The 25,736-nt window shown below is 59.1% G+C and carries 30 protein-coding genes; all 30 read right to left on the bottom strand.

Annotated elements, in window-relative coordinates; translation table 11 throughout:
• Positions 1–101: 101 nt before the first annotated feature.
• Complete coding sequence (locus tag ASH01S_RS19665) at positions 102–566, bottom strand: DinB family protein (protein ID WP_373278555.1); 465 nt, start codon at positions 564–566, stop codon at positions 102–104.
• A gap of 401 nt (positions 567–967) precedes the next feature.
• Entirely contained in the window at positions 968–1,789 is an 822-nt protein-coding gene (gene spo0A / locus ASH01S_RS08930; RefSeq protein WP_067926708.1) for a sporulation transcription factor Spo0A, read from the bottom strand.
• 89 nt (positions 1,790–1,878) lie between these two features.
• Positions 1,879–3,216 (bottom strand): SpoIVB peptidase, encoded by a 1,338-nt coding sequence (gene spoIVB / locus ASH01S_RS08925; RefSeq protein ID WP_083516979.1) that lies wholly within the window; start codon positions 3,214–3,216, stop codon positions 1,879–1,881.
• Positions 3,217–3,313: 97 nt separating this feature from the next.
• Positions 3,314–5,014, bottom strand: coding sequence for a DNA repair protein RecN (recN, locus tag ASH01S_RS08920; protein ID WP_067926703.1), 1,701 nt, complete (start codon positions 5,012–5,014; stop codon positions 3,314–3,316).
• 36 nt (positions 5,015–5,050) lie between these two features.
• A complete protein-coding gene (locus ASH01S_RS08915) occupies positions 5,051–5,911 on the bottom strand; it encodes an NAD(+)/NADH kinase (RefSeq protein ID WP_067926700.1) in 861 nt (286 codons plus the stop codon).
• Positions 5,912–5,950: 39 nt separating this feature from the next.
• Positions 5,951–6,466, bottom strand: a complete 516-nt coding sequence (locus tag ASH01S_RS08910; RefSeq protein ID WP_067926697.1) for a hypothetical protein — start codon at positions 6,464–6,466, stop codon at positions 5,951–5,953.
• Between the two features lie 23 nt (positions 6,467–6,489).
• On the bottom strand, positions 6,490–7,365 hold the full coding sequence (locus tag ASH01S_RS08905) for a TlyA family RNA methyltransferase (RefSeq protein WP_067926694.1): 876 nt from the start codon (positions 7,363–7,365) through the stop codon (positions 6,490–6,492).
• A gap of 1 nt (position 7,366) precedes the next feature.
• On the bottom strand, positions 7,367–9,259 hold the full coding sequence (gene dxs, locus ASH01S_RS08900; protein WP_067926692.1) for a 1-deoxy-D-xylulose-5-phosphate synthase: 1,893 nt from the start codon (positions 9,257–9,259) through the stop codon (positions 7,367–7,369).
• Between the two features lie 69 nt (positions 9,260–9,328).
• A complete protein-coding gene (locus ASH01S_RS08895; RefSeq protein WP_067926689.1) occupies positions 9,329–9,898 on the bottom strand; it encodes a CNNM metal transporter family protein in 570 nt (189 codons plus the stop codon).
• A gap of 796 nt (positions 9,899–10,694) precedes the next feature.
• Positions 10,695–11,609 (bottom strand): polyprenyl synthetase family protein, encoded by a 915-nt coding sequence (locus ASH01S_RS08890; RefSeq protein WP_245629001.1) that lies wholly within the window; start codon positions 11,607–11,609, stop codon positions 10,695–10,697.
• Positions 11,606–11,878, bottom strand: a complete 273-nt coding sequence (xseB, locus tag ASH01S_RS08885) for an exodeoxyribonuclease VII small subunit (RefSeq protein ID WP_067926686.1) — start codon at positions 11,876–11,878, stop codon at positions 11,606–11,608. The genes ASH01S_RS08890 and xseB overlap by 4 nt, the downstream gene beginning before the upstream one ends.
• On the bottom strand, positions 11,814–13,253 hold the full coding sequence (xseA, locus tag ASH01S_RS08880; RefSeq protein ID WP_067926734.1) for an exodeoxyribonuclease VII large subunit: 1,440 nt from the start codon (positions 13,251–13,253) through the stop codon (positions 11,814–11,816). The genes xseB and xseA overlap by 65 nt, the downstream gene beginning before the upstream one ends.
• 21 nt (positions 13,254–13,274) lie before the next feature.
• On the bottom strand, positions 13,275–14,285 hold the full coding sequence (locus ASH01S_RS08875) for an NAD(P)/FAD-dependent oxidoreductase (protein WP_067926684.1): 1,011 nt from the start codon (positions 14,283–14,285) through the stop codon (positions 13,275–13,277).
• 82 nt (positions 14,286–14,367) lie between these two features.
• Positions 14,368–15,390, bottom strand: a complete 1,023-nt coding sequence (locus ASH01S_RS08870; RefSeq protein WP_083516978.1) for a tRNA (adenosine(37)-N6)-threonylcarbamoyltransferase complex transferase subunit TsaD — start codon at positions 15,388–15,390, stop codon at positions 14,368–14,370.
• 11 nt (positions 15,391–15,401) lie between these two features.
• On the bottom strand, positions 15,402–15,815 hold the full coding sequence (nusB, locus tag ASH01S_RS08865) for a transcription antitermination factor NusB (protein ID WP_067926681.1): 414 nt from the start codon (positions 15,813–15,815) through the stop codon (positions 15,402–15,404).
• Positions 15,816–15,866: 51 nt separating this feature from the next.
• Positions 15,867–16,097: a DUF2273 domain-containing protein gene (locus ASH01S_RS08860; RefSeq protein WP_067926678.1), complete on the bottom strand. Its 231-nt coding sequence runs from the start codon at positions 16,095–16,097 to the stop codon at positions 15,867–15,869.
• A gap of 11 nt (positions 16,098–16,108) precedes the next feature.
• Positions 16,109–16,648 carry an alkaline shock response membrane anchor protein AmaP gene (amaP, locus tag ASH01S_RS08855; RefSeq protein ID WP_083516977.1) on the bottom strand — a complete coding sequence of 180 codons (540 nt, stop codon included), beginning with the start codon at positions 16,646–16,648 and terminating at the stop codon, positions 16,109–16,111.
• A gap of 51 nt (positions 16,649–16,699) precedes the next feature.
• On the bottom strand, positions 16,700–17,119 hold the full coding sequence (locus ASH01S_RS08850) for an Asp23/Gls24 family envelope stress response protein (protein ID WP_067926675.1): 420 nt from the start codon (positions 17,117–17,119) through the stop codon (positions 16,700–16,702).
• An 85-nt stretch (positions 17,120–17,204) separates the two neighbouring features.
• On the bottom strand, positions 17,205–18,548 hold the full coding sequence (gene accC / locus ASH01S_RS08845) for an acetyl-CoA carboxylase biotin carboxylase subunit (protein WP_067926674.1): 1,344 nt from the start codon (positions 18,546–18,548) through the stop codon (positions 17,205–17,207).
• A gap of 12 nt (positions 18,549–18,560) precedes the next feature.
• Complete coding sequence (gene accB / locus ASH01S_RS08840; protein WP_067926671.1) at positions 18,561–19,094, bottom strand: acetyl-CoA carboxylase biotin carboxyl carrier protein; 534 nt, start codon at positions 19,092–19,094, stop codon at positions 18,561–18,563.
• A 179-nt stretch (positions 19,095–19,273) separates the two neighbouring features.
• Complete coding sequence (locus ASH01S_RS08835; RefSeq protein WP_067926668.1) at positions 19,274–19,879, bottom strand: SpoIIIAH-like family protein; 606 nt, start codon at positions 19,877–19,879, stop codon at positions 19,274–19,276.
• Positions 19,880–19,898: 19 nt separating this feature from the next.
• Entirely contained in the window at positions 19,899–20,465 is a 567-nt protein-coding gene (locus tag ASH01S_RS08830; protein ID WP_067926666.1) for a SpoIIIAG-related protein, read from the bottom strand.
• Complete coding sequence (gene spoIIIAF, locus ASH01S_RS08825; protein WP_067926663.1) at positions 20,465–20,998, bottom strand: stage III sporulation protein AF; 534 nt, start codon at positions 20,996–20,998, stop codon at positions 20,465–20,467. Before spoIIIAF ends, ASH01S_RS08830 begins: the two co-directional genes overlap by 1 nt.
• Positions 20,995–22,254, bottom strand: coding sequence for a stage III sporulation protein AE (spoIIIAE, locus tag ASH01S_RS08820; protein ID WP_245629000.1), 1,260 nt, complete (start codon positions 22,252–22,254; stop codon positions 20,995–20,997). The genes spoIIIAF and spoIIIAE overlap by 4 nt, the downstream gene beginning before the upstream one ends.
• Before the next feature lie 21 nt (positions 22,255–22,275).
• Positions 22,276–22,671 carry a stage III sporulation protein AD gene (spoIIIAD, locus tag ASH01S_RS08815; protein WP_306302859.1) on the bottom strand — a complete coding sequence of 132 codons (396 nt, stop codon included), beginning with the start codon at positions 22,669–22,671 and terminating at the stop codon, positions 22,276–22,278.
• Complete coding sequence (gene spoIIIAC, locus ASH01S_RS08810) at positions 22,672–22,875, bottom strand: stage III sporulation protein AC (RefSeq protein WP_026961103.1); 204 nt, start codon at positions 22,873–22,875, stop codon at positions 22,672–22,674.
• A 30-nt stretch (positions 22,876–22,905) separates the two neighbouring features.
• Positions 22,906–23,421, bottom strand: a complete 516-nt coding sequence (gene spoIIIAB, locus ASH01S_RS08805; RefSeq protein ID WP_067926660.1) for a stage III sporulation protein SpoIIIAB — start codon at positions 23,419–23,421, stop codon at positions 22,906–22,908.
• Positions 23,418–24,446 carry a stage III sporulation protein AA gene (spoIIIAA, locus tag ASH01S_RS08800; protein ID WP_245628999.1) on the bottom strand — a complete coding sequence of 343 codons (1,029 nt, stop codon included), beginning with the start codon at positions 24,444–24,446 and terminating at the stop codon, positions 23,418–23,420. The genes spoIIIAB and spoIIIAA overlap by 4 nt, the downstream gene beginning before the upstream one ends.
• Before the next feature lie 323 nt (positions 24,447–24,769).
• A complete protein-coding gene (locus ASH01S_RS08795; protein WP_067926657.1) occupies positions 24,770–25,045 on the bottom strand; it encodes a YqhV family protein in 276 nt (91 codons plus the stop codon).
• Between the two features lie 122 nt (positions 25,046–25,167).
• Positions 25,168–25,725 carry an elongation factor P gene (gene efp, locus ASH01S_RS08790; RefSeq protein WP_067926654.1) on the bottom strand — a complete coding sequence of 186 codons (558 nt, stop codon included), beginning with the start codon at positions 25,723–25,725 and terminating at the stop codon, positions 25,168–25,170.
• Positions 25,726–25,736 lie beyond the last annotated feature (11 nt).

The following is a 25,736-nucleotide window of genomic DNA, read 5'->3' as shown; positions in this document are numbered from 1 at the left end:
CCTACTCATGTGATACTCATGTGATACTTTCGAATCCATCAAACAGCTTTCTAGCGAGATTCTCACACAATAGGCAATTGCAATATTCCGATGCATGTATGTTACCATGTATCACCACCCGAAGCTGGTGGCCAAGTTCCCAACATTCGCCTCAGGAGCACAACCTGGCCCAGATGATAGCTGTTGTGAGCCATCACACTGCCAAGGATTTCAACCCGAGAGGTTCCGGAAAGTGCAGCCACTTCCTCGTCAAGATCGCTGTCGATGGCATCAGCCAGCTTTCGCATGCCTGCCAGAAAAACGTTTACGGTATCCTTCCACTCTGCCGCACTCGCTGGATTCATTGGAGCAATCCATGTGTCGGATGCGTGTGCAGGCGCAGGTGGATTGTGACCCTTCAACAGCTCCAGACAGAAGTCTTGCCAGTATATGAGATGATGTACTATCTGCCAAATTGAATGCGGGCATCCAGGAGGAATCTGCCCAACTACGGTCCAATCAATCCCTTCGAATACCTCCTGCGGACTCACGTGAGCATCTCGCCCATGAAGTGCTTTCAATAGCATCCTTTGAATGCTTGAAGCTCTCTCCAAAGCGGAATCATCCTCCTGATTCGCAAACTTCAGTAATCATGGCTAGCGATGTGCTTCTTTGGCCTGCTCTCTGTTTGTAAATCATCATAGCGCATCATTCCTTGAACAATGATGCAGCTGGTATTGGAGGGGTGAATGTTCCAGCTAGCGGCGACGTTTGTTCGGCTTCGATTATCGATAATTCCGTACGATGTGGAAACTGCCCCAACAGTGCCAAAGGCACTTAGGGGCAGTCCCCTCGTTCTGTGGTCCATTTGCGAGTTCAGCTGACAATGTAAGATACCCGGAAGACAGTTGGCAAGATGTTGCAATCGGACGTGCCAAAGTACAAGCTCCAGCAGCTGCGGCCTCCAGCGGTGGATTCCACCGAAGCCTTACCCCACCTTATATTCAATCCGCAGCTTGTCCGCAATCATGGCAATGAATTCGCTATTGGTGGGTTTCGTGCGAGCCGCACTCACCGTGTACCCAAACACGTTGCGGATGGCTTCCATGTTCCCGCGTCCCCACGCCACTTCAATCGAATGGCGAATGGCCCGTTCCACACGAGACGGTGTGGTCTTGTAGCGCTCAGCGATTTGAGGATACAGCACCTTGGTGATGGATCCTAATATCTCCACATCTCGAAACACAATCGCAATCGCTTCTCGCAAATAGTGATAGCCCTTGATGTGCGCGGGCACCCCGATTTCGTGGATGATCTGGGTGATAGCCGCATCCAGGGCATGCCGAGAAATGGCATCGGCCTGATTGTCGGAAGCGGCCGGCTCCGCGGTGTTCACAGGCGCCAAGGCGTGAACCGATGCCGTGGCCGCCACAGTATTGGATGTGCAAACCTGACGAATACGTTCCACCAGGACAGGCATGTCGAACGGTTTCAACACAAAATAAGAGACCCCCAATTCGGCTGCCCGCCTTGTCACAGATTCTTGGCCGAAGGCTGTCAGCATGATCACCTTCGGCATCGTTTCTTCACTTTCGACCAATCGTTCCAATGCCCCCAGGCCATCGAGCATGGGCATGATAATATCCAGAATCAGGACGTCGGGACGTTGCTCGCGCACCATTTTCACCACATCGTTGCCATTGTAAGCGAGCCCACAGACACTCATGTCGTCCTGACTCGAGATGTACTCATGGAGAAGCTCAGCAAAGTCGCGATTATCATCTGCAATCAATACGCGAAAACCTGCCACTGGGCAATTCCTCCCCGCTTGACTGTCGGTTTTTGTTATTCGACACCCTGAGCGGATGTCCTGCCCAAGCTTTCTGAATAGTTTTCGCGTCAATCAATCCGTATTCGACATGATTCGACATGGCCATTCCGTGCCCAAGCCGTCCGGACTTTGTCCGCGCCAGCATCTGTATCGGCTTCACACTCCCGCATCATCCAGCGGGCGTATACCCCGTATCCGCGGGACGGATCGGATACAAAAACATGTGTCACAGCCCCGACCAGACGGCCATCCTGCAAAATTGGACTGCCGCTCATACCCTGAACGATGCCTCCGGTCAGCTTCAACAGGCGGGGATCTGTAACATGAATCACCATACTTTTGGTCTTTGGCTCGTCTTGGCTCTGTATGTTTTCAATCTCGACCTGGAAGGCTTCCACTCTTTCGCCCGAAACCACTGTCAAAAGCTCAGCCGGACCGTCATGAACCTGCTCCGGCAGGGCTACAGGGACGCGATGGCGCAAGTACAAATGAGGCGGGGGTGATTTCATGCTCCCAAACACACCAAAAGCCGTGTTTTTGTCGATCCGGCCCATGGACACGGAAGGAGCCACAAAGCGCCCACGCTTCTCGCCCGGGTGACCAGCGGTCCCCTTGACCAGGCCGATGACCTCAGCCTCGTATACCGAACCATCCCCGTCTATCGGCTGACCGGTATCCACATCCGTGATTACATGCCCCAAGGCACCAAATCGCTGATCGGACGGATCGTAAAATGTCAACGTGCCAACCCCTGAGGTGCGGTCGCGAACGAACAATCCCAGACGTCCTCTTCCTGACGGGTCAGAAGCCGTTTGCACATGAAGGGTTTGCAGGCGCCCATGGCGACGAATGGTGAGTGTCAAGGCATGATATCTGGAAAAACGAGCCAATAAGCGTTGAAGGTCGTCTGCGTTCGTCAAAGGAACACCGTTCACACGCTCGATGACATCTCCAATCTGCACGTGCGCCCGCGCAGCTGGTGAATCCTGGCCTCCAACCCGCTGGTACCCGATGACCATGACCCCATGGGAGTTCATGCGGATGCCCACCGATTGCCCACCGACGTAGACGGACGACGCAGGAAGCACCTGCACCCGAACCGCCTTCCATGGAATGACGCCCAGTACTTTGGTGGAAACATAGGCTTGGCCTGGGTGTTTGCCAATGAGAGAAAGTGCGGATGCGTGTGCGCGAGAGTGGGTATCTGTTTCCACCACGCGGGCATCCGAGGTATGGACACAGAAGGCTTTCCAGCCGACCGATACATCGGCGCGCCCTCCCGCGGGCAAGCGTACTTCCGGCGGGGAATTAGCCAACTGTCGAACGGGTGGAGACAAGCACATGGAGACCACGGAAATCGCAAGACCGATACGCCACCACACGCGACTCCTGCATCTGGATTGCATCGTCTACGCCCCCTTGAACCGGCACCTCCCACGGTCTGCTTCGTGATTGTAAGGTGCCCCGAGGGGAACGCTTTAATGATGCAAAAAACCTACCACGTCAGGCGCCCTCTGCGGATGCATGGGCAAAGCCCTCCACCAAGGCCCGCGCGTGTGTGAAAGCTGTGGCATCGGCCAAATCCGATCCGATTAACCGAGCGACCTCGCGAATCCGACCGTCTTCGTCGAGGCGTTCCACTAAGCTGATGGTATCCGTCTCACGCTCCTGCTTGCGGATGACGTAGTGGTCAACCGCGGCCGCCGCAATCTGGGGTGAGTGTGTTACACACAGCACCTGCCTGCCATGGCCCAAGCGGCGCAACACAGTAGCCAACTTGTGGACCGCCGAGCCGCTGACGCCTGTGTCGATCTCGTCGAAGATCAACGTATCCAACCCGTCCACCTCGGCCAATACCGACTTGACGGCCAGCATCGTGCGCGAGAGTTCCCCGCCGGACGCCACTCTGGCCAAGGGCCGTAGTTCTTCGCCTTTGTTGGCGGAAAACAAGAACACCACCTGGTCCGCCCCGGCTTCGCTGTACGCCATATCGCCGTCTCCGGTCGTCCGCAGGCGCACGTCAATGGCAAAACGGGCGTGCTCCATATCCAGAGAACGCAGCACATGCTCAATTTCGTCGCTCAGCCTGGCGGCGGTCTCAAGTCGACACCGATGCAGCTTTTCGGCCGCTTCTTCCATCTCATGACGGCGGCGTTCGCACGCGGCTGCCAATTTTGCCAGTTGTTCATCGTGGGCGAGAAGCCGCTGGTGCTCAGCGAGGATTTCCTCGTAGTACTGCAGGACTTCAGCCTCCGTAGTCCCGTACTTCCGTTCCAGGGCGCGAATCTCGGCCAATCTCGCCTCCGTCTGTTCCAGCTCTTGCGGATCGGCTTCCAACTGATGCACAAACCGCGACAGAAAATGGGCGGCCTCCTCCGCATGTACCTGGGCTGTTTCCAACAGGTCTACGGTTTCCCGCAACTCCGCTGCGAATTCCACAGCCGCAGCGATCTCTTCCCGGGATTCCGTGAGCGCGGCGACTGCTCCGGATGATCCATCCAGCAAATCCAAGGACTGCTGCACCGCCCGATAGATCTTGTCCAAATTCTGCAAACGCGCCCGGCGCTCGCGCAGTTCCTCTTCCTCGCCGGGACGAAGGCGAGCACCTTCTATCTCTTGTATCTGAAACGACAACATATCCAGACGGCGCGCCCGTTCCTGTTCATCCATCCGCGCTTCACGGTACTTGGCATCCGCCTCACGCCACGCCTGGTATGCGCTCTGCATCTCCTCCAGGGCCCGCTCATGCCCTCCGTACAGGTCCAAGACACGCAACTGCTCTTCGCTGCGCACCAGCCCCTGGTGCTCGTGCTGTCCGTGCTGCTGTACCAGCCTCATGCCCAGTTCGCGCAGCATCTGTACCGTGACCAGGCGCCCGTTTATCCGGCATACGCTGCGGCCGGACCTGTGAATCGTTCGCGATAGCAGAATCGGCTCCTCCAGCGCGTCCGTAAACCCCCATTCCGACAGCATACGCCGAACGTCTTCACTGTCGACTTCGAAGAGAGCCTCGACGACCGCATCGTCGCACCCGCTGCGAATCCAGTCGGAGCTGGCACGATTGCCCAGTAACAAGCCGATGCTGTCCAGAAGAATCGACTTACCGGCTCCTGTTTCTCCTGTGAACACGGTGAGCCCCGAACGGATATGGATATGTAACGACTCGATCAGAGCAATCCGTTGGACGGACAGTTCCAACAGCATAGCCGCACCTTCCCCCAGTCGTGCCGCGTAGGACCGTCACGAGCGCGCCGGCCCGTCTTCCCCTCCGTGCAATTTCGTCCTCAACACCGAGAAGAACTCCCTATCCCGCAACTTTACGAGTACCGCATCGGTCGACGCTCGCCGCACAGTCACCGCGTCCCCAGGCTGTAGCCGCACATTGACTTGCCCGTCGACGGTCAGAACGAGGTCCTCATGGGCGGCGTGCGCCACCAGACGGATTTCTTGTGTGTCGTCGACGATGCAGGGACGCGTGGACAGGGTGTGTGGGCAAATGGGTGTCACCAGAATCACCGACAGGTGCGGACAGACGATGGGTCCGCCGCACGACAAGGAATACCCAGTAGATCCGGTCGGGGTTGCAATGATGACACCATCCCCACTGTACGACTCCAAAAACACGCCATCCACGTACGTGTCGACGGTCACCATCCGACCAAAGGCGGCTTTTGCGACGCCCACCTCATTGAGGGCGACCAGTCGGCCCATACACTCACCTGCGCGATGGACACGGGCTTCCAGCATCAACCGTCGCTCCAAGTCATATTCCCGGTGCACCAGCCGGTGAACGATATCGTCGAGATCGGCTGGCTCCGCCTCCGTTAGAAATCCCAGCCGCCCCATGTTGATCCCGAGCAACGGCACCGTGTGTCCGGCCAGTTCCCGTACGACCCCGAGCAAGGTGCCGTCTCCGCCGAGCACACATACCAGTTCTGCGCTGGCGACCTGCGACCGCACGGCATCGGACCAACCCTGTTCCATCGCTGTTGTCGTTGAATATACCCCTAAACCGCTCGCCTCAAGCCGAACGGCCAAAGCCGCCTGCACGTCCATGGCCCGAGGCTTGTGCGGGTTGGCCACGACTGCCACCGTCCTCACCGCTGGCACCCTCCTCGTCACGCCCTACATGTGTCATAGTCATTGCATATGGGACCAGATGAGCCCGAGAAGAACCCCCGATAGCAGCCATAAGCAACGGTTGATCACCTTGCGGGTCACCACGTAACGCGGCGCTTTCACTTCGAAATCCACGGTGTGCGCGTGCTCCTGATCGACATCCAGGTGCAGGATGCCGTCCACCTGAAAAGCGGCATACAACGGGTACCACTGCTCGCGCATGCGGGTTCCGCTCATGCCCGATTCCCGAGCATTGACGACCTTTACTGCAAAGGAACGCGCTCCTTTGCGCACGATGAAGTCGGCCGTCAAAGTTTTGCGGAACTCCCGGGAATCGTAGTACCCCACCCATTCGCAGCGGGCTTTCACATGCGTAATCTGGTATCCGTTGTCCTCCAGCCACTGCTTGGCCGCACTCAGTTTTCCCCGCAAAGGCGTCGTTTGTTCCGAGGACCGCCACTGCGACAGCATGGACCGAAGCACCAGCAGCACAAAGGCGGCTCCAATAACGATAGCGATAGCCGCCTGCCACCCCATGGAGGCCCTCCTCTCACCCGCGGTTATCCGCCCAACGGTGACCCATCGCTTGGGCCGCATCCCGAGAGGTCAACCTGTTGGCCGCGCAGGTCCGACCAAGCCTGTCGGACTATATCTTGGGCTTTCGATAACCACTGCCGTCGGGAAACCGAGCCAGCAGCGCCCGTGCCGACACGCCACCAGGCAAGATACTCCAAGTTACCGTCACCACCGGTAATGGGTGAGTAGTCGAGCCCGTGGCACGACATGCCGTGTTCGTACACCCAATTCACCAAACCGCTTAAGACCTCCAGGTGGGTGCACGGATCGCGCACAATCCCCCCTTTGCCCACCTTGTCACGGCCCGCCTCAAACTGTGGCTTCACGAGGCTAATGACCTCCCCACCCATTGGCAGGACTGTGGTCAATTTGGGCAGCAAGAGACGCGTGGAGATAAATGATACGTCCATCACCGCCACCTCGGGCCTTGGGTCGAACGCCCCAGGGTCCACGTGGCGAAAATTCGTCCGCTCCATCACCCGAACCCGCTCGTCATTGCGCAGGCGCCACGCCAGCTGCCCATACCCCACATCGACCGCGTAGACCAGTTGGGCACCGTGTTGGAGCGCGCAATCTGTAAAACCGCCCGTGGACGCCCCGATATCGACCACAATTTTGCCGTCCAACCGCAGGCCAAACTGGCGCAGAGCGCGTTCCAGCTTCAATCCGCCGCGACCGACGTACGGGTGTTCCGACCGCAGGGCCTCAATCACGGCATCATCAGGGACCATGGTCCCGGGCTTGTCCACTCGGCGCCCGTTGCAGGTGACCAGGCCGGCCATGATGGCGCGCCGCGCTGCCTCCCGGCTGGGAAACAGTCCCATCGCAGTGGCCAACACATCAACCCGAACTTTGGCCATATCAACTCCACGCGCGCGATGAACTGGCCTGGTTCTGCCGCACATCCTGCAGCAACGCCAAAGCGTCGCTCACCAATGAATCCACCGTCAAGCCCAGTTCGGCCAACAACTCGGAGCGAGAGCCGTGTTCAATAAACCGGTCGGGCAATCCCCTTCGCAACACCGGCACTTGCCGACCATGATCCGCAAGGCACTCCAAGACAGCAGAACCCACACCACCGGCCAGTGAAGCTTCTTCTATGATCATCAGCGGCATCTGTTGATCCGCTAACTGCAATAGCAGCTTCACATCCAGGGGTTTGACAAACCGCAAGTTCACCACCGTGGCCGCCACCCCTTGCACCAACAAGTGGTCGGAGACCTGTTTGGCCACGTCCACCATTGGCCCCAGCGCCAAAATCGCCAGGTCCGTTCCGTGGGTCAGCACCTCAGCCTGACCGATGGGTAAAACCGTCAACTTGTCGTCCAATGGCACGCCGGAACCGTCCGCCCGCGGGTAGCGAACGGCAACCGGCCCCTCCACGGTCAGAGCCGTATACAGCATGTGTCGGAGCTCATTTTCGTCCTTCGGCATCATAACCGTCACGTTCGGCACCGTTCTCAGATACGCCAGGTCAAACGCCCCCTGGTGGGTTTCGCCGTCTGGCCCCACCAGACCGGCGCGGTCAATCGCAAACACGACGGGCAGCTTTTGAATGCACACATCATGGATGAACTGGTCGTATGCCCGCTGCAAAAAGGTCGAATATACCGCAAACACCGGACGCTTGCCGGCGGCTGCCAGACCAGCGCAGAAGGTGGTCGCATGCTGTTCCGCGATGCCCACGTCAAAAGTCCGTTGCGGGAACACCTCGGCAAACTTGTTCAATCCCGTACCATCCGGCATGGCGGCAGTGACCGCGACAATCCGTGGGTCCCTGCGGGCCAGCTCGATTAACGTCTGGGCAAACACCGACGAGTAACTCGGCGGTCCCTGCGCCTTCGACTTGCTAGGCCACGCATGGAACTTGTCAGGAGCCGCCTCGGCACTGGCGTAGCCCTTTCCCTTTTTTGTAATAACATGAATCAACACGGGACCATGGAGATGCTTCGCATCGCGCAAAACACGGATGAGTTCCGGTAGATCGTGACCGTCAATAGGGCCTAAATACTTAAAACCAAACCCCTCAAAAAACTGACCCGGAACGACGAATTGCCGCAAGCTGTCTTTCAGCCGCTCCAATCCCTTGGTCAATCGCCCCCCAATGGCCGGGAGTTTGCGCAGGGTCTGCTCAATCTCCATCTTGGCCCGCGAATACGTGGGATCCGTCCGCAAACGTGTGAGGTAGCGCGACACAGCTCCCACGTTTTCCGCAATGGACATCTCGTTGTCATTCAAGATGACGGTCAGGTCCAGACCCAAATGGCCTGCATGGTTCAACGCCTCCATGGCCATACCGCCCGTCAAGGCCCCATCGCCGATGACGCAAACCACTTTGTACCGTTCCCGATTTAGGTCCCGGGCAACCGCCATGCCCACTCCCGCCGAAATGGACGTACTGGCATGGCCTGCTCCAAACGCGTCGTGTGGGCTCTCGTCGCGGCGCGGAAAGCCCGCAAGCCCGCCGTGCTGCCGCAGGGTAGGAAAACGGTCCCGGCGTCCTGTCAGCAGCTTGTGAACGTAGGCCTGATGGCCCACATCCCAAATCAGTTTGTCCCGCGGGCTGTCGTACACCTTGTGCAGAGCCAATGTAAGTTCGACCACGCCGAGATTAGCCCCGAAGTGACCACCCGTACGGGCAACCGACTCGACGAGAAATTGACGAATCTCCCCGGCTAATTCGACCAACTCCGTCTCCGTCAAACGCTTCAGGTCAGATGGTTCATGAATTTGATCTAACAGCGTGACGAACACCCCATTTCATGCTTCCATAATAGCGCATATTCCCATGACCTGCACTGGGCAACGGATAGGCCATGGAAGCTACCGTTTGCGACCAGCCGAACCCCCACGAAAGAACAAAAGCGTATCTGCGGCTCTGGCGGCAAAGAGAATAATGGGTGTCGGAGAAGAAATTGCGATGGTTTTGCCGCACGCCTTGGCCCCCACCGTGAGCGCCGTGGTGAGCGCTGTCAGGACGATAACCGACGCTTCATCCAACCAACCGGACCAGCCAAAGGCATTTTTCAACTGTGTGGCCACAGCCAGCGCCCCGGCGCCGCTCAAAACCCCGGCGATGTCGCCGATGACATCACTGCACACACTGGAAACTTTCTCGGCATTCCGAACAATTTGGATGGCGCGCCGAGCTCCAAACACGCGCTTAGATGCCATCGCGTGAAAAGGGGTCTCGCGGGCCGCCGCAGCGGCCACGCCAAGCATGTCAAAGAGGGCGCCAATAAAGACAATCAGCAGAACCACGATGGCCCCAATGTACCATGGCGCCTCGTTTAAAAAAATAGTGGACGTATCAAAGACGCCACTGATAGGAAACGACAGCGCGGCAATCGTCAAGATAAACGGCAACGCGCCGCGCAACGAACTCTTTTTCATTATGTAACAGGATACCTCCGTCTTGCGACTGCCCAATAAGGCAGCCGGGTGGCAACTTTCTGAGTAAACGCTGTGGCTTAGGTCCAGTAGGTTTTCCCAGGAACGGAACCCCGCGTCGCCGCCGAGGCGGTTTCCCTTTACCCGCTCCTTGACAGCGTCGCCGACTGTCAGACTAGATTACCACTGAGTCCACACTATAATCCTCAGAAAGCCCCGCTTTTGGCGAACAGTCTAGGCGTTTTCCGCAACAACCGCTGCCGTTTCCTAGCCTCTTTTGCAGCACAGATTTCATGCGGCACCGGCAACCTCGTCTCGGCCAAGACGAGACTGCCTGCTCCCCGCAATCCTTCAGCACCACTCAAGGCAGGCTACGCTGCACACAGATGAGCTCCGCATGCAGGTTCATACCCCAAGCCGTAACCCCGCGACATGGCAGGCCACGTACTTGGGCCTCCGCGAAAGCTGGGTCAGACTCCGCATGCCATTGCGGACTGCCCATCTTTCTTAACTCCCAGCACCAGCCCAGGGCTGGGCGCCCCAAGCCAACACCAGGAACTTCATCGATGTGCCCTTTGGCGGATTTTTAGCCCCGCCTTCAGAAACGGACGGTTGACTAGAATACTGCGCCACCCGTTGACAGCCACTATTATAGCATACGCGCGCGACCGCCTCTAATGCGTAAATGGGACGCAAAAAACGACTGCGGCCGACACCGGCTCAGGACCGAAAAGTAGGTGGCTCGCGACTCGTTATGCACGTCCGCGCACAGCCGCGGACTGGCAGACGCCCACTGACCTCAGTTGGAGCGGCGAATCATGTAGTTGGCCAAGTCATGCAATCGGTGGGTATCGATACCGCGTGACTGAACATCAGCGAGAGCTGCACGCGCTTTTCGCAGTTCGACCTCAATGCGTTCCCGAGTCGCATCCACGCCGAATAACCGCGGATAGGTCAGTTTGCCTTCCGCTTCATCCTTGCCGGCAGTCTTTCCCAAGTGTTCCGTTGTCTCCGTGACGTCCAACAGGTCATCGACCATCTGGTAGGCCAACCCCAGATGCAGGCCAAACCGGCCCAAGGAGGATATCGAATCAGCGTCCGCACCGGCCACGTGAGCACCCAGAAGAACCGCAGCTTCAATCAACTTCGCTGTCTTATGTATGTGGATGAACCGCAGCTCATCCTCACTGCCTGCTTGCCCCTCGCCTTGGACGTCAGCAACTTGTCCGCCCACCATGCCGAAGCAGCCGGCTGCGTGTGCCAATGTATAGATCATCCGGACGAGGCTGTCAGCTGAAAATGTCTTGGCTAACTGGGGACGAGACAGTTGCTCGAAAGCGTAGGTCAGAAGAGCGTCTCCCGCCAGCAGAGCCATGGCCTCACCGAATACTTTGTGGTTGGTCGGCCGCCCGCGCCGCAAGTCATCGTTGTCCAACGTGGGCAAATCATCGTGAATGAGAGAATAGGAATGAATCATTTCCACGGCGGCAGCGACAGGGAGCGCGGACTCCGGAGCGGTTCCCAACGTCTCGGTGGTCGCCAAGCAGAGAATGGGGCGCAGCCGCTTTCCGCCCGCCAGCAGACTGTAGTTCATGGCCTCAAACAGGCCCCTTGGCCGCAGATCGTCGCCAGTGAAAACGGAGGCCAGGTATTCGTTCACGCGCTCAGCCCAATGTTCGATGTAGGTTTCGATTCCCTCAGCCCTGCCCGTCATGCTTCCACGTCTCCCTCAAGGGAATGACCCACGGTCTGTCCATCCTCCAGCAACCGTTCAATTTCCAACTCGGCTTGATCCAGTTGTCGCCGGCAGGAATGGACCAGTTGCATCGCCTCTTTGTACCTTTCAATCGACTCAGATAGGGAAAGAGCCCCGTTCTCCAACAGGCGAACGATCTCTTCAAGACGTTCAATCGCTTGTTCAAAGGTCAAGTCGGACTTGTTCGGCTCGTCCTGATTCCCTTGAACGGGTTCGAGTGATTCCATGCGAACTTGCCTCCTCCTCTCTGAGCACCCGTACCGGAACGGATCCATCAGCGAAGCGGATGTTCAGATGATCACCGGGCTTGGCGGAAACCGCGGACGTGACCAGTTCATCCTCCCCCCGATAGACCAATGTGTACCCGCGTTGCAAGACGGACAACGGGTTGAGTGCGGTCAACTGAGCGATACGCGTGTCCAACATGCTGGTCAGGTTTTGTATCCGCCGTTGCTGCAAGCTCTGCACCCGTTCACGAACCGCCTCCAGGCGCGCCCGCTCGCGGCCGAGTCGACCGGTGAGTTGAACCATGTGCAGGCGCACCTGAAGTCCGCCCAACCTCCGGTCAGCAAGCGTCAATGGACGATGAACCTGGCGCATGACTTCCCCTTCCAGATAATCGACCAGCTGCCGCCGCCGAGCCAACTCCTTGTCTGGGTGCTGCAAGGCTGTGTGGGCTGCCGCCGTCTCCAATCGACGTCTGGACCGCTCCACGCAAGCCAGCAATCCCTGTCGCGCTGACTGGTCAAGGCGCTGCAGTGTGACACGCATTTCACCGATATGCGGAGCGGCCAGCTCAGCGGCCGCCGTAGGGGTGGCCGCGCGGACATCGGCCGCGAAGTCGCAGATCGTATAATCGGTCTCATGGCCAACGGCGGAGATCACCGGGACCGGGCACGCGGCCACCGCACGCGCGACCATCTCCTCATTGAAGGGCCACAATTCTTCCAACGACCCGCCTCCCCGGGCCACGATGATAACGTCGATGGGGCTGCACTGGGTGTGAAAACGTTCCAGCCGGCGCAGAGCATCCACCACCGTTGCTGCGGCCCCTTCGCCCTGGACGCGGGCGGGGGCCAGCAGGACTTGGGCCAGAGGATAGCGCCTGCGCAGCGTCGAACAAATGTCCCGCAGGACGGCGCCGGTCGGTGATGTGACCACTCCAATCCGGCGCGGGTACGGGGGCAGCGGACGTTTCCGCTCGGCGGCAAACAACCCTTCCGCCGCTAACCGATCCCGAAGCTGGGTGAAGGCTATGTACAAAGCGCCAATCCCATCGGGCTGCATGTCTTCAACGTACAGTTGGTACTGTCCGTCACGCTCAAACACACCCACGCTGCCGCGGGCAATGACGCGCATGCCATCCTTGGGAACGAAAGAAAGAGAGCGGGCCCAGCGGGAAAACATCACCGCCCGAATGCGGCTCCTGTCGTCCTTCAGCGTGAAATACAGGTGTCCGCTGGTGTGGTGTTTGAAATTCGACAGTTCTCCGGTGACCGCGCACAGGCGCAGGCGGACGTCCCCAGTCAGCCGCTCCTTGATGATGGCGGTCAAATCGGAAACACTCAGCACACCCTCGTTGGGTACAGCATCCCTTTCCATCGCCAGCCCTGCCATCGCCGTCTACGCCTTTCGCTCGCTGCTGTGACCGGGAAACAGCCGCGCGTCCGGATCGAGATACGTCTTCGCGTTGTTGACGGCCGTCGGGGCTTCGCCAAACCCGGTCGCAATCAGCTTCAATTTGCCTGGATAGGTGACAATGTCTCCGGCCGCGTACACGCCCGGAATGTTGGTTTCCATGCGGGTGTTTACGACAATGTCGTTCTTTTCGATGGTCAGGCCCCAATCCTTGATGGGACCGAGTGACGCGGAAAAACCCAGTCCGCTGACGATGGCGTCCAGCTCGATGCGCTCGGTCTCTTTTGTCTGGTTGTGAATCAACGTCGCCCCTCGCACCTGGTCATCTCCGTCCACGTCGATAAGTTCTGTGAACGTCTTCACTTGCACACCGGAGGCATACAGTTGTTTCACGCTGTCCTCGTGCGCACGGAACCTGTCTCGACGATGGATCAAGGTCACGCTCTTGGCCAAACGTTCCAGCATCAGAGCGTAGTCCAACGCCGTGTCTCCGCCGCCGACTACGAGCACACGCTGGCCCCGGAAGCGCTCCAGCTGATCAATGTAGTAGTAGACGCCGCGCCCATCGAACTGCTGCGCGCTTGCCGCCGGCAGCGGCCGCGGCGTAAAGGAGCCGATGCCGCCGCAGATAATCACCGCGCGTGCCAGGTGAACCTGCTCGCTGGTCCCCAACTCAAACACGCCGTCCTCGCGCTTGTTCAAGGTTTGCACCTGCTGGTTCAAGCATATGGCCGGATGATACTGCGCCGCCTGCTCTTTCAACTGTTCTACCAAGTCTCGGGCCAAAACTCTGGGGAACCCAGCCACATCATAAATATATTTTTCCGGGTATAACATGGCCAGCTGGCCACCCAACTGCGGCAAGCTGTCGATAATTTTGCAGGATAGATCGCGCATACCGCAGTAAAACGCGGCAAATAGACCCGTTGGGCCTCCCCCGATAATGGTGATATCATAGATTTCATTGTCCATAGGCACCTTCAAAATGTCAGCCATGGTAAAGACACCCGCCCCCCGCGTCAGAAATCATCGAAATTATGGTCTCGGCCATTATACCGCACTCTGGACGGGCCTGCATCTAGGAGTCTGGACGTGTCCCGGACAGAAAGCGACGAGCCAGATGGGCGCAGCCCACTGCGTTGTCACGTGCGTATTCCGGCGGAGCGAAGCGTATGGCCAACCGCGGCGCCTGAATCCGCAGCCGATGCAAAACGCGCCCTTGAATGGCCCGGTTGCCCGCCACGCCGCCGGCAATCAGCACGCCCGCCGCATCGGGACACCGAGCGTACGCATACATGACGGCCTTCACCACCGAGTTGGCAATGCACACTTGAACCCCTTTCGCAACGGAGGCCGGGGCTGCTCCGTCGGCGAGGGCACGTAAGGCTGCGGAACACGGCCCGGAAAAGCTCATCTTTCCCTGTACCACCCGCGAGGGCAAGGCGAGGGCCTCATCCGCCTGCTCCGCCAAACGTTCCAGGTGCGGTCCGGCCGGAAACGGGAGCCCGATGGCGACGCCCACCCGGTCGACAAATTGCCCCGCATGCAAGTCCATGCCTTCCCCCACCGGGTCGATCCGATAGCCAAAGCGCGTGCTTTGCGCCAACACGACGTCCGACGTGCCGCCCGAGAGATGAATGCCGATGAACGGCGCCCCAAGCGGGAACAAGGATTCCTGCCCCGCCGTCTCGACCGAGGCCATGCGCAGGAGTGCAAACTCAGCCGCCGACAAATGATTCTCCTGATGGGACACCGGCAGCACCGGAACACCTAGGGTCCGGGCAAGCGAGGATGCCAGGCTCCATCCCGCCGAAAAGACCGGCATGTAAGAACGACACGACGGTCTCGGCCGCACACTCACCCCAATCCCGCGCCAGACAACGTGCGCATCATGCGTCACCAGCTGTGCGTACAGTTGGTCGAACAATCCGGGCAGCCGCTGTACATGAAAAAAGAGCGCTTCGGATTGACGAAGCCCCCTCTCCCCGTGTGGAACCGGCAAGATGCTCCGTGCCTGCACCACTCGCCGGCCCTCTGTCCACTCCACAGCCGCCAGCGACGTGGTGTAGTTGCTCGTGTCAATGCCCAACACCCACTGCATGGCCAGCCCTCCTATGCCTTTGCCCGCAGGGAAGGCAGACACCTGGCCAATACACCGTTGACAAAGCGTCCGGATTCGTCCGTACTGAAATGCTTGGCCAACTCCACGGCCTCGTCGACAATCGTTGCCGCATCGACATCCTGTTCCTCCAGGAGCTCATAAACGGCCAAACGCAGAATATTCAAATCAACCTTGGCCATCCGGTCCAATCGCCAATTCTGGACATGAGAGGCCAGTATGGCGTCGATATCGGCCAATCGCCCGCGCGTCCCGCTGACGAGGCGCCGCAGGTACGCGACGTCCGTCTCCGACGCGTTCTCAACCTCCTCTAGGACGTGGGCAAGAGCGGACTCCACCTCCGGTTCCCCCATATCCAGTTCAAACAACGCCTGCAGGGCCAGGCGGCGCAGCTCCCGTCGTCTCACCGTCGCTCCCCCGTTCTCCAGCTTGACGCGAACGCCATGCTTTCGCGTGCTTCATTCTCCGTAGCGCTCCGACAACAGCTTGTCCACAATCTCTTTCCAGGATTGGCGTTCCTCCATCACCCGGCCCGCCATATAGCCAGCCGCGGCCAAGATGACCAAGCCAAGCACGGCCCAAAATCCAAACAGCATCCACAGGACCCATAGGAGGCATCCTGCCATCAATCCGTGCCATCTGCGCTTTTGGCTGAGCAGCCAGACCAGGGCTCCCCGTATCCAGTCCATGGCCATTCCACCTACGCTCTCTGGACCTTCTGCGGACTTGACGCCAACTCCGTAATATTGACCGTGATGCGTTCGACCAGGACCCCGGAATTACGTTCCACATAATCTTTTACAGCCGTTTGAATGTCACTGCCCATGGCCGCCAGGTCCATGTCCGGCAAGGCCCGGACACGAACTGCCAGCAAAATCCCGTTTTGCCCATGCCGCACGCGCGAATCAAACTCCTGCACGCCGCGAATCTCCCGCCCCGTCCGATTGGCCAGCTGTCGAATCGTGTCGAAGGAGATCCGGATTTGCCCACTGGGACCGGGAATGACCACGTATTCGGGTTCATGTCTGGCAAGCCGATAGAACAGGAAACGGATGGCGATGAGCGCGAATACGATGCTCAGCACCACCGTATAGATATTCCCTGGATACGTCGTCAGCGTCAGGTAGACCGCATTTTGCCAGTCAGGGCTCACCCCGGCGCCGAATGCAATCAATACGACAGCAGCACACAGCGCCGCCAGAGAAAAGACGACCAGTAGAATTCTGTCCAGTACGCTCACAAGAACCCTCCTCGGCAGGCGCCGCGCGGCCCAACGGCCGCCATGGCACACCTATGCGCGGTTGCGTTTCTCCGGTTCCGGCAACTCACGCACCCGTTCCTTGTCGCCCGGCAGCACCACCGCTGCGACGTTCACATTGACCTCCGCGACATCCAGGCCGGTCATGCCTTCCACCGTTTGCTTCACATGCTCCTGGATGGTCGCACCGGTTTCAGGGATGTTGACGCCAAACTCCAACACCACAGACAGGTCGATGGAGCAGCTGCGATCATCGTCCGCAAACTGAACGCGCACTCCTTTGGACAGATTCCTGCGACCGAGCAAGGATTCCGTGATGCCACCGGCCAGGCTGCCGGTCATATCGAGGACACCCTCCACCTCTGTGGCCGCCAGACCGGCAATCACCTGAATGACCTCATCGGCTATCTGGATCTTGCCGTACTCGGTGGATTGAAACTCCATGTCTTGCATGGCAAGACATCCCTCCCATCCCACTCTAGTGGCAGTATATCAGAGCCCACGGGCGCGTCCAACTGTGTCCAATCGCAGCCAACGTTCACAGCAGCGTGTTCTCTTCCAGGAACCTTGTACTCACGTCCCCCCGACGAAATTTCTCATTCGCCATCAAGCTTAGGTGAAAGGGGATAGTGGTTTTCACGCCCTCAATGCGATACTCCGTCAAGGCCCGCACCATCCGGTCGATGGCCTGCGCGCGCGTCGGTGCCCAAACAATCAATTTCGCAATCATCGAGTCATAATGCGGAGACACCGTATACCCCGGATAGACGGCGCTGTCCACCCGCACCCCCATGCCACCCGGGGCCAGGTATTCTGTGATCCGCCCGGGCGAGGGAAGAAACTGCCGATAAGGGTCCTCCGCATTGATGCGGCATTCGATGGCGTGCCCGTTGAGCCGTACCTGATCCTGTCGAATCGACAGCGGCTCGCCTGCGGCCGCGAGGATTTGTTCGCGCACCAGATCCACCCCGGTCACCCATTCCGTCACCGGATGCTCCACCTGAATACGCGTATTCATCTCCATGAAATAAAATGCCCCGTCCGGCGCATAGATGAACTCGACCGTCCCAGCCCCGACGTAATTGACCGCCCGCGCCGCCGCAACGGCGGTGGCCCCCATTTTTTGGCGTGTTTCCTCGCTCAACACCGGGCACGGAGACTCTTCCACCAGTTTTTGCATCCGGCGCTGCACGGAACAATCGCGTTCGCCCAGGTGAATCACGTTGCCGTGACGATCCGCCAGAATCTGAATCTCCACGTGGCGCACCCGCTCGACGTACTTCTCCAGGTATACACCCGGATTGCCAAACGACGTCTGCGCCTCGCGCTGGGCCGTGACAACCGCCTGGGGCAGGCTCGCTTCGTCCCATACCACGCGAATGCCTTTGCCCCCGCCGCCGGCTGTGGCTTTGATGACGACCGGGTAGCCGATTTCCGCGGCCGTCGAAAGGGCTTCCTCCACACTTTCAATCAAACCCTCGCTGCCCGGTACTGTCGGCACACCGGCTGCTTTCATGGTCGCGTTGGCAACCGCCTTATCTCCCATCGTTTCAATGGCGTGGCTACTGGGACCGATAAAAGTAATCCCGCAGTCCTCGCAGGCCTGCGCAAAGTCGCTGTTCTCGGACAAAAACCCGTAACCGGGATGAATCGCGTCCACCCCGCGCAGGGTGGCCACCGACATGATGCTGGGAATATGTAAGTAGCTCTGGGCACTGGCGGTGGGGCCGATACAGTACGCCTCGTCGGCCAACTGCACATGCAGCGCGTCGGCGTCCGCCTCGGAATACACAGCGACCGTCTCGATACCCAACTCTCGACAAGCCCTGATCACACGAACAGCAATCTCGCCACGATTGGCGATGAGCACCCGTTTAAACATCGTTTGCTCTCCTCACGACACTTTGATCCGAAACAGCGGTTGTCCATACTCGACAAGTTGGCCGTTTTCCGCCAAGACGTCGACAACTTCACCCTTAACCTCAGCTTCAATCTCGTTCATCAGCTTCATGGCCTCGACGATGCAGACTACGGTCTTTTCATCCACCTGGGACCCGCGCTCCACAAACGGTGCGGCGTCTGGCGACGGTGCACGGTAAAAGGTGCCGACCATCGGCGAGACGACAATGTGCATACCCGCCTCCTCAGCGGCCGCGTCTCCCGCTGCGGTATCCGGTGGCGGCGCGGCAGCAGGGGTATTCGCTGCGGGAGCCGCGGATACGGCTGCCGACGCTGCCGGGTTGACTGGGCTGACCGGCGCCGCGGCAGCAGCGACGGCAGGTGTGAGCCCCGCGGCTGGGGCGTTATGGACGATGGCTTCTGCTTTTTTCAGACGTATCCTGACATCCTCAACCTCCAGGTTCAATTCGACCACGCTGGTTTCGTCGAACAACCGGATCAGTTCCCGAATCTCTCCGAACTTCAACAAGCGACGTTCACTCCCTAAAGGACGTGTCCACAAATTACTCGCACTAGTATATCACACGGTTTCCGGAGGGCGCATGTGCCACCGCATTCGGGACAAACAGACGTCCGCCCCGCTCCTCACGAACGGGGCAGGGAGAGGCTCTGGTTGGACAGCGGTTTTCAGCCCTTGCGGCCAGGGAATCAGTTGGCTTTCGGCACCTGCACAGACACATCCATCAGGTCCAAGTTCAGCTGCTGATGGACAATGTTCATGACCTTGACAGCCTCATCCGCAGACAGCTTATCCGTCTTTACGTACACATTGACCTTGGTCAGGTCGCCGTGCTTGTCAAAGACAGGATAGATGACACAATCTTTGAATCCGTCGTTGACAATCGCATCGTGGGCGTTTTCGATGCCTCCCCGTACATTCTCCAAGACCTGTATCGCGTCTTGCGCCTGGGCTACCTGCGAATCGGGAGATTTCGCGTTGGTGATAATATTTTTGTAGGTGTCCTCCAGTTTCGCGAGGTTTTGCTGCACCTGTGTCTGCTGACTGATAAACCAGTCTTCGCTGCCGGTTGCGGCCGTCTGCCCGCCGTCTGTGTTGTCGCTGGAGCTGTGGTTCGAATCGGATTTTCCCGTGTCCTTGCCTGTATCTTTCTCATTGTCGCCCGCTGTGGTAGTGATAGTGTCCTCCTGATTCGTACCCGATTGATTCTGCGATCCGTTCATGGTGTAGTAGCCTATCAGCATCAGCGACAACACCATCATCGTCGAAAGCCAGACAGTCTGCCGTTTCACCACTGTACATTCCTCCCCGATTCTAGGAACTCGGCTTTTGAGGCTCCACGCTAATTTTATATGCGGGCACGTCCAACACATTCGTGATTGCGTCAATAATTTCTGCCTTCGCCACATCGAAATCGTCCGCGTTCACCGTGACCAACACACCCCGCACCGCCGGCGCTTGGCGGCTGATCACATACGGCGATTCACTGCCGTCGCTGTTGCGCTGAGAAAAAACTTCCGTGTCCGTGGTCGTCGATTGAGAACCCTTGCTGCCGCCTTGGCTTGTCGTCGTACGTCGAACATTGTTGGCCACCTCCACGCTCCCGTTGGACGCAAACGTGACCATCACCGAAACCCCATGAATGCCTTCAATCTTCTGCAGCATTTGTGCCAATTGATGATCCAGCGCCTCCACGCTGCCTGATCCAGCGGTTGCAGAGGTCTTGCTGTTGGAGGCTGTCGTGTTTGGAGTTTGACCTTTGCCGATGGTGGCCACCGTGGCTATCGAAGCGGGCCACAAGGAGCCCAACAGCAGACAGACCGCCCCAACGATACCGAGGATCAGCAGCCACTTGTTTTCCAACAATCGCTTCCAGTCCACTATCTTCCCCTCCCGCCGGTCACAACCTGCACATGGGCCTCTGATACGCCCAGCGTCCGCGCGACAAACTGACGGATTTCCGAAGCGCGCCCGGAGTACTCGGAAGATACGGTCACCAGCGCCCGTGGCTCATTGGCTGTGGACGCTCCCGACACCACCACCTTATCTGCCTGCACCCCTAAGTCATCGGCCAACCCTTGTTTCAGCTCCTGGGCAAGATTTTGGTTCGCCACTTGGTCCTGCTGCTTCGCCAAGGTCTGTTGCAGGCGGTTCGTATCCACCTCGTTCGAGGACGAGACCGTCTCCGAGGCCGCCGCGCTGCTGACCTGCCGGAGGGCCCAGTCGGCCAGATGAGCCGCCCAGTCTCGTCTGGCCATGGGCGTGAGCGGCCCCAGGATGACAGCGATAATGGCCAGACCCATCACCATCCGCACGTACTTTTGCATGGCCCGAGTCGGCAGCAGCATATCAGCCAGAATGGCCAGCATCACAACGAGCACAATCTGCTTCAACCATGCGCCCAACGCGTTCATGCCATCACCACCGCCACATTCGCGGCCGCCAAGAGGATACAGATGAACATGAAAAACATCAGGGCCACCGCCACCACGCTGGCAAATACGAGAATCAGGCTCTTGGAAAGAGCACCCAGGCACTGGATCATCGGATTGTCGCCCAGCGGTTGCATGAGGGCTGCGCTGCCGTTGTAGATGAACGCCAAAGCCAGAATCTTCAAGGCAGGGAACACGGCGATACAGGCCAAGATGACCAGACCGGCGATACCCACGGCGTTTTTCACCAGCAACGAAGCACTCACCACCGTCTCCGCCGCATCGGACAGCGCCTTGCCGATGACCGGAACAAAGGTTCCGACCGCAAACTTGGCCGTACGCAGAGCCACACCGTCCGCAATTCCCCGCCCCAGTCCCTGGACACTGGCAATGCCGAGAAACACCGTCAAGGACAGCCCGAGTCCTCCCACACCCACCGTGCGCAACAGTCCCGCCAGACGAGTCAGTCGATAGCGCGGCGACAAGGCGCTGGCGATGTCCAACACAGCCGCAAAAAAAATCAAGGGAAACACCAGCAGAAACACCAAATTGCTAATCAGATGCACGGCAAACAAGAGGACGGGATGAAAAAATGCCGCCGACGCCGGTGCCCCCGACGCCGCCAGGAGGGTCACCGCCAACGGAACCGTTGCCAGCATGAAATCCGTCATGGTATGAATCGCGTGCTCGGCGTAGCCCATCGCCTGCGTGAACGACCCGATGGCCAGGATCATCAGCACAAGGAAAATCATCGCGTACGCCACCTGGCTCACCGCCTGGCGTTCAAAGGCAGTCTGCATGGACTCCAGCACCGCCGCCAACACCGCCAGGATGAGGATGGAGCCGAGAATCCGCAGGTTCCCCAATACCTCGTGGAAAAAGTAATGCAGCAAGCCGGATGTGAAACCCCGAAAATTGACCCCGCCATTGTCCAGGATGGACCGAATCAACCCGGTGCCCGATGCCTCCGGCAGGTATCCCCCGTATTCCTGTTCGAGCTGTGTCCAAAACCTTGTGATGGATTCGGTCGGCAGGTCATCCAGCTGCTCCTGTGCGGCTCGTTGCAGCATCTGGCGCGCTGAAGAAGAAGGCTCGGACGTCACCGCCTGCGCCGGCGCGCTCCCTTCCGCCGCTGCGTCTGCGTGAGCAACCAATGGCTTCACCGAGATCGCGAGCCCCAGGAACAGCACCATCGCGGCCCATACGAGCACCACCTGGGCGAAGCGGCGAGTCCCCACGTTCAATCCCCCTTGTCCCGCCTACGGCAGCAGGTGCACCAGCGACTCCACAACATCGGTGACAATCGGGATCGCCAAGACCACAATTCCTACCTTGCCGGCCAATTCAATCTTGTTGGCCAGTGCGCCTTCCTGCGCGTCGCGCGCGACTTGGGCCGCGAATTCCACAATGTAGGCGATGCCGATAATCTTGAGCACGGTCGCGAGCACGCCCCTGTCCACATTGGCCTCGCGCGCCAGGTCCGTCAGCACCACCACGACCGCGTCCAGGTTGCGCACGACGACCAGCAGCATGACGCTTCCGGCGAGGATGCCCACAAGCATGGCAAACTGCGGAACCTGTGGGCGCAACACGCTCACCAATACGGTCGCCACCAGCCCAATCCCCACAAGCTGCAGAATATGCAAGGTGGTCACCTACTGACTGAGAAACACACGCTGGATTTCATCGTACAGTCGATCCACATATCCGATGACAATCACGAACACGGCGACGAATCCGAGCAAGGTCGTCCAGTGGGCGAACTCTTCCTTCCCGCTTTGCTTGAGGATCGTGTGCAGGATGGCCACCAGGAAACCGATGCCAAAAATTTGAAACACCGCGCGAATTTCAGGGGTCATGAAGGCTCCTCCCCACAACAGACGTTTCCCTCAGTACAGCAGGATGACAATGAGCAGGCCGAAAAGCACCCCGAGATACTGCCAGAGCCTCTCGTTTCTCCGCTGGCTGTCCCGCGCTTCCTGCTCCAGCCGGTTCAGATGCGCCAGCACCACGGCGAACTGTTGGCTCTGGTGCGCTCGGTCGGAGGTCCCCAACGTGGCGCCGAATTCGCGCAGGACCGACCAATCCTGCTTCGTCAAGGCCATGCGGTTGCGACAGGATTCAATCCCCGCAGCAAACGCGGCCTCCACGCTCACGTCTGCCTGCTGGAGAGCGGCGCATGTGCGCTCCAAAAGGGCGTCGGCCGGCGGCCCGGCGCGTTCAGCCACGCGCGCAAGGGCCCGCGGAAGGGGCGTGACACTGTATTCAATCTCCGCCTGCAGGAGCAATATCGCGTGCGTCAGGGAGCGCAGGTGACGCGGGCGATCCCGAAAGTCCCGGGCGATGCGAAAGCCCATTCCGGCACAGGCGACAAAGACCAAAGCCGCGCCGATCTCGCGGATCATCCACGCGGTCTCCGTCCCACCGAAGGTGTCACCGGGAGCTGGCGTCCATTCTCGTCGAGTATCGCCTCCACCGTGCCCGGGCCGCGCCGCCGGCTGAGCACCACAAACCTCTGGAACGCGCGCATGGCATACAGGTCCCGCATGTACGGTCGCTCGCACCACTCCTCTAGGCTGCGGGCGTGGGCGCTGGCCAAGACGGCTACCCCCGCATGGGTTGCCTCGAGGATGGCGTCTGTGTCCTGAGCCCGGCCAATCTCGTCGGTCACCACCAACTCCGGGGAGAGGCTGCGAATCGCCATCAGCATCCCTTCCGCCTTGGGACAAGCGTCCAGGATATCCGTGCGCGGTCCCAGGGAGAATTGCGGTATGCCGTCCACGCAGCCGGCGATTTCGGAACGCTCGTCGACCACGGTCACCTTCACGCCCGCCATCGATCGCCCATCCCCTTCGCTGAAGCACCGCGCCAAGTCGCGCAGCAGGGTCGTCTTGCCGCACTGCGGCGGCGAGATGACCAGGGTACTGTGCGGACGTCGCGCCTCGCTGTCCACCAAGGCGGACCAGACGCTGTCTGCGCAACCAACCCTCTCCTTGGCGATTCGAACGTTGACGGAGGTGATGTTGCGAACGGATCGGACCGTACCCGATTCGTAGAGGACGGTGCGGCCCGCCACGCCCACTCGGTGGCCTCCAGCCATTGTCACAAACCCTCGCCGAAGCTCATCCTCCACAGCGTATAACGACGACTGAGTCACAACCTGCACAACCCGAGCAAGGTGCTCGGGCTCAACCCGCACACCTTCGCCAGGCAGAGCGGTCAACTGCCCATCCGGGGCCAGGAAGGCGTTGAGACCATCGCCGCACACCTGCAACGGCTGACCCAGGCGGAAGCGGAGTTCTTCGATCCGATTGCGCTCCGATTCGGCCAATTTTTCGAGGTACGCCAAAATGTCCGGCGGACATACCCGAACCACCGCCTCCCAGCTGCGGTGTCCGGTGCTCGGTGCACGCTGCTTGTGCACGTCCACGGTCGTCCACCTCCTCGGTTAGTCCATGTATATGGACGGGCAAACGCCCTTATGCCACCGAGGGCGAAGCCACGGCGCACCGGGAGTCGTCACACTGCAACACGCTGGTGCATCTGATAAAGGGAGTGTCAAAGCGGGAAAGGGAAACGAAGCAGAGGGGGGAAGGCCGCGCATGGATGTCTCTATCCTCATTCGCTGGATTGTCGTGTTCTTGATCATATTCGTGCTGCTCATGTTCTTTGTGTTCAACCTGTTTCGCAAGCGCAACGCCTGACCGCAGGGTGCCCGCATGCACACGCCCCCAAAACGGTGCTACACGCGTGTTACCCGGAGCGGGCGCCGTACAAAATACAGGCCACCCCGATCACGATCCAGAGCACGCGCCCCCATGCCAGGTGTTCTGCAAGCCCGGCCACGCCAAGGGTGGTGACCGAAACAAGAATGAACGGCCCCACCAGAGCCAGCGCGCCGTTGATTTGCAGCGCCTTGGCTGCTGTGCCGGCGTAGAGCATAAGGATGGCCGCCGTTAACTCAAGCAGGCCCGACATCACGCGCAGTCCGGCCATGGCATATACAACCCGATCCACGACATGCCACATCCGCATCTCCCCCTACCTTTGGATATGCGGACAACCCAGAGAATAGTCCTTAACAGCAAGGGCCGCGCCAAGTCTTGCACCTGGCGCGGCCCCGTACAATTCCGCTGCAGGGGATCATGCAACTACGCGCGGGACACGTACTCTCCGCTGCGGGTATCGACGATGATGCGGTCTCCCTCGTTGATAAACAACGGGACGCTGAGCGTATACCCCGTCTCCAAGGTCGCCGGTTTGCTGCCGCCCTGTGCTGTGTCCCCTTTGATGCCCGGTTCTGTCCGGGATACTTCTAACTCAACGGTGTTGGGCAAATCGATACCGATGGTCTGGCCTTCGTGCAGGACCACGTAGCAGTTCATGTTTTCCTTCAGAAAGTTTAATTCGTATTCCAACTGGGACTTGTGAATCTGAATCTGTTCATAGGTTTCCGTATCCATGAACGTGTACTGATCACCGTCGTTGTACAAATACTGCATCTCTCGGGTTTCAATGCGGGCGCGGGGCACCTTTTCCCCGGCGCGGAACGTCTGCTCCTTGACCGCCCCCGTCTTCACGTTCTTCAATTTGGTACGCACAAACGCCGCGCCCTTGCCAGGCTTGACGTGCATGAACTCAATCACACGGTAGATGTTCCCATCCACCTCAATCGTCGTTCCAGTCCGAAAGTCATTGCTTGAGATCAATCTCGCGGCCT

This window comes from Alicyclobacillus shizuokensis NBRC 103103 (genome assembly GCF_001552255.1).
Taxonomy (GTDB): Bacteria; Bacillota; Bacilli; order Alicyclobacillales; family Alicyclobacillaceae; genus Alicyclobacillus_G; species Alicyclobacillus_G shizuokensis.
This window is presented reverse-complemented; position numbering and strand designations above follow the sequence as displayed.

Coding starts and splice junctions, on each gene's coding strand:
- ASH01S_RS08905 (WP_067926694.1), bottom strand. CDS start 7,365: ATGGCCAAAGTTCGGGTTGATGTGTTGGCCACTGCGATGGGACTGTTT.
- ASH01S_RS08795 (WP_067926657.1), bottom strand. CDS start 25,045: ATGTGGCATGTCGTGGATCGGGTTGTATATGCCATGGCCGGACTGCGC.
- spoIVB (WP_083516979.1), bottom strand. CDS start 3,216: ATGCAATCCAGATGCAGGAGTCGCGTGTGGTGGCGTATCGGTCTTGCG.
- ASH01S_RS08890 (WP_245629001.1), bottom strand. CDS start 11,609: ATGACGGGCAGGGCTGAGGGAATCGAAACCTACATCGAACATTGGGCT.
- accC (WP_067926674.1), bottom strand. CDS start 18,548: ATGTTTAAACGGGTGCTCATCGCCAATCGTGGCGAGATTGCTGTTCGT.
- ASH01S_RS08875 (WP_067926684.1), bottom strand. CDS start 14,285: ATGGCTGACATTTTGAAGGTGCCTATGGACAATGAAATCTATGATATC.
- ASH01S_RS08910 (WP_067926697.1), bottom strand. CDS start 6,466: ATGGGGTGGCAGGCGGCTATCGCTATCGTTATTGGAGCCGCCTTTGTG.
- ASH01S_RS08850 (WP_067926675.1), bottom strand. CDS start 17,119: ATGCAAGACATGGAGTTTCAATCCACCGAGTACGGCAAGATCCAGATA.
- spoIIIAC (WP_026961103.1), bottom strand. CDS start 22,875: ATGACCCCTGAAATTCGCGCGGTGTTTCAAATTTTTGGCATCGGTTTC.
- xseB (WP_067926686.1), bottom strand. CDS start 11,878: ATGGAATCACTCGAACCCGTTCAAGGGAATCAGGACGAGCCGAACAAG.
- ASH01S_RS08895 (WP_067926689.1), bottom strand. CDS start 9,898: ATGAAAAAGAGTTCGTTGCGCGGCGCGTTGCCGTTTATCTTGACGATT.
- ASH01S_RS08870 (WP_083516978.1), bottom strand. CDS start 15,390: ATGCAGTGGGTGTTGGGCATTGACACGAGCAACTACACCACGTCGCTG.
- recN (WP_067926703.1), bottom strand. CDS start 5,014: ATGCTGTTGGAACTGTCCGTCCAACGGATTGCTCTGATCGAGTCGTTA.
- ASH01S_RS08860 (WP_067926678.1), bottom strand. CDS start 16,097: ATGGACTGGATACGGGGAGCCCTGGTCTGGCTGCTCAGCCAAAAGCGC.
- spoIIIAB (WP_067926660.1), bottom strand. CDS start 23,421: ATGATCCGCGAGATCGGCGCGGCTTTGGTCTTTGTCGCCTGTGCCGGA.
- xseA (WP_067926734.1), bottom strand. CDS start 13,253: ATGGAAAGGGATGCTGTACCCAACGAGGGTGTGCTGAGTGTTTCCGAT.
- ASH01S_RS19665 (WP_373278555.1), bottom strand. CDS start 566: ATGCTATTGAAAGCACTTCATGGGCGAGATGCTCACGTGAGTCCGCAG.
- spoIIIAF (WP_067926663.1), bottom strand. CDS start 20,998: ATGAACGCGTTGGGCGCATGGTTGAAGCAGATTGTGCTCGTTGTGATG.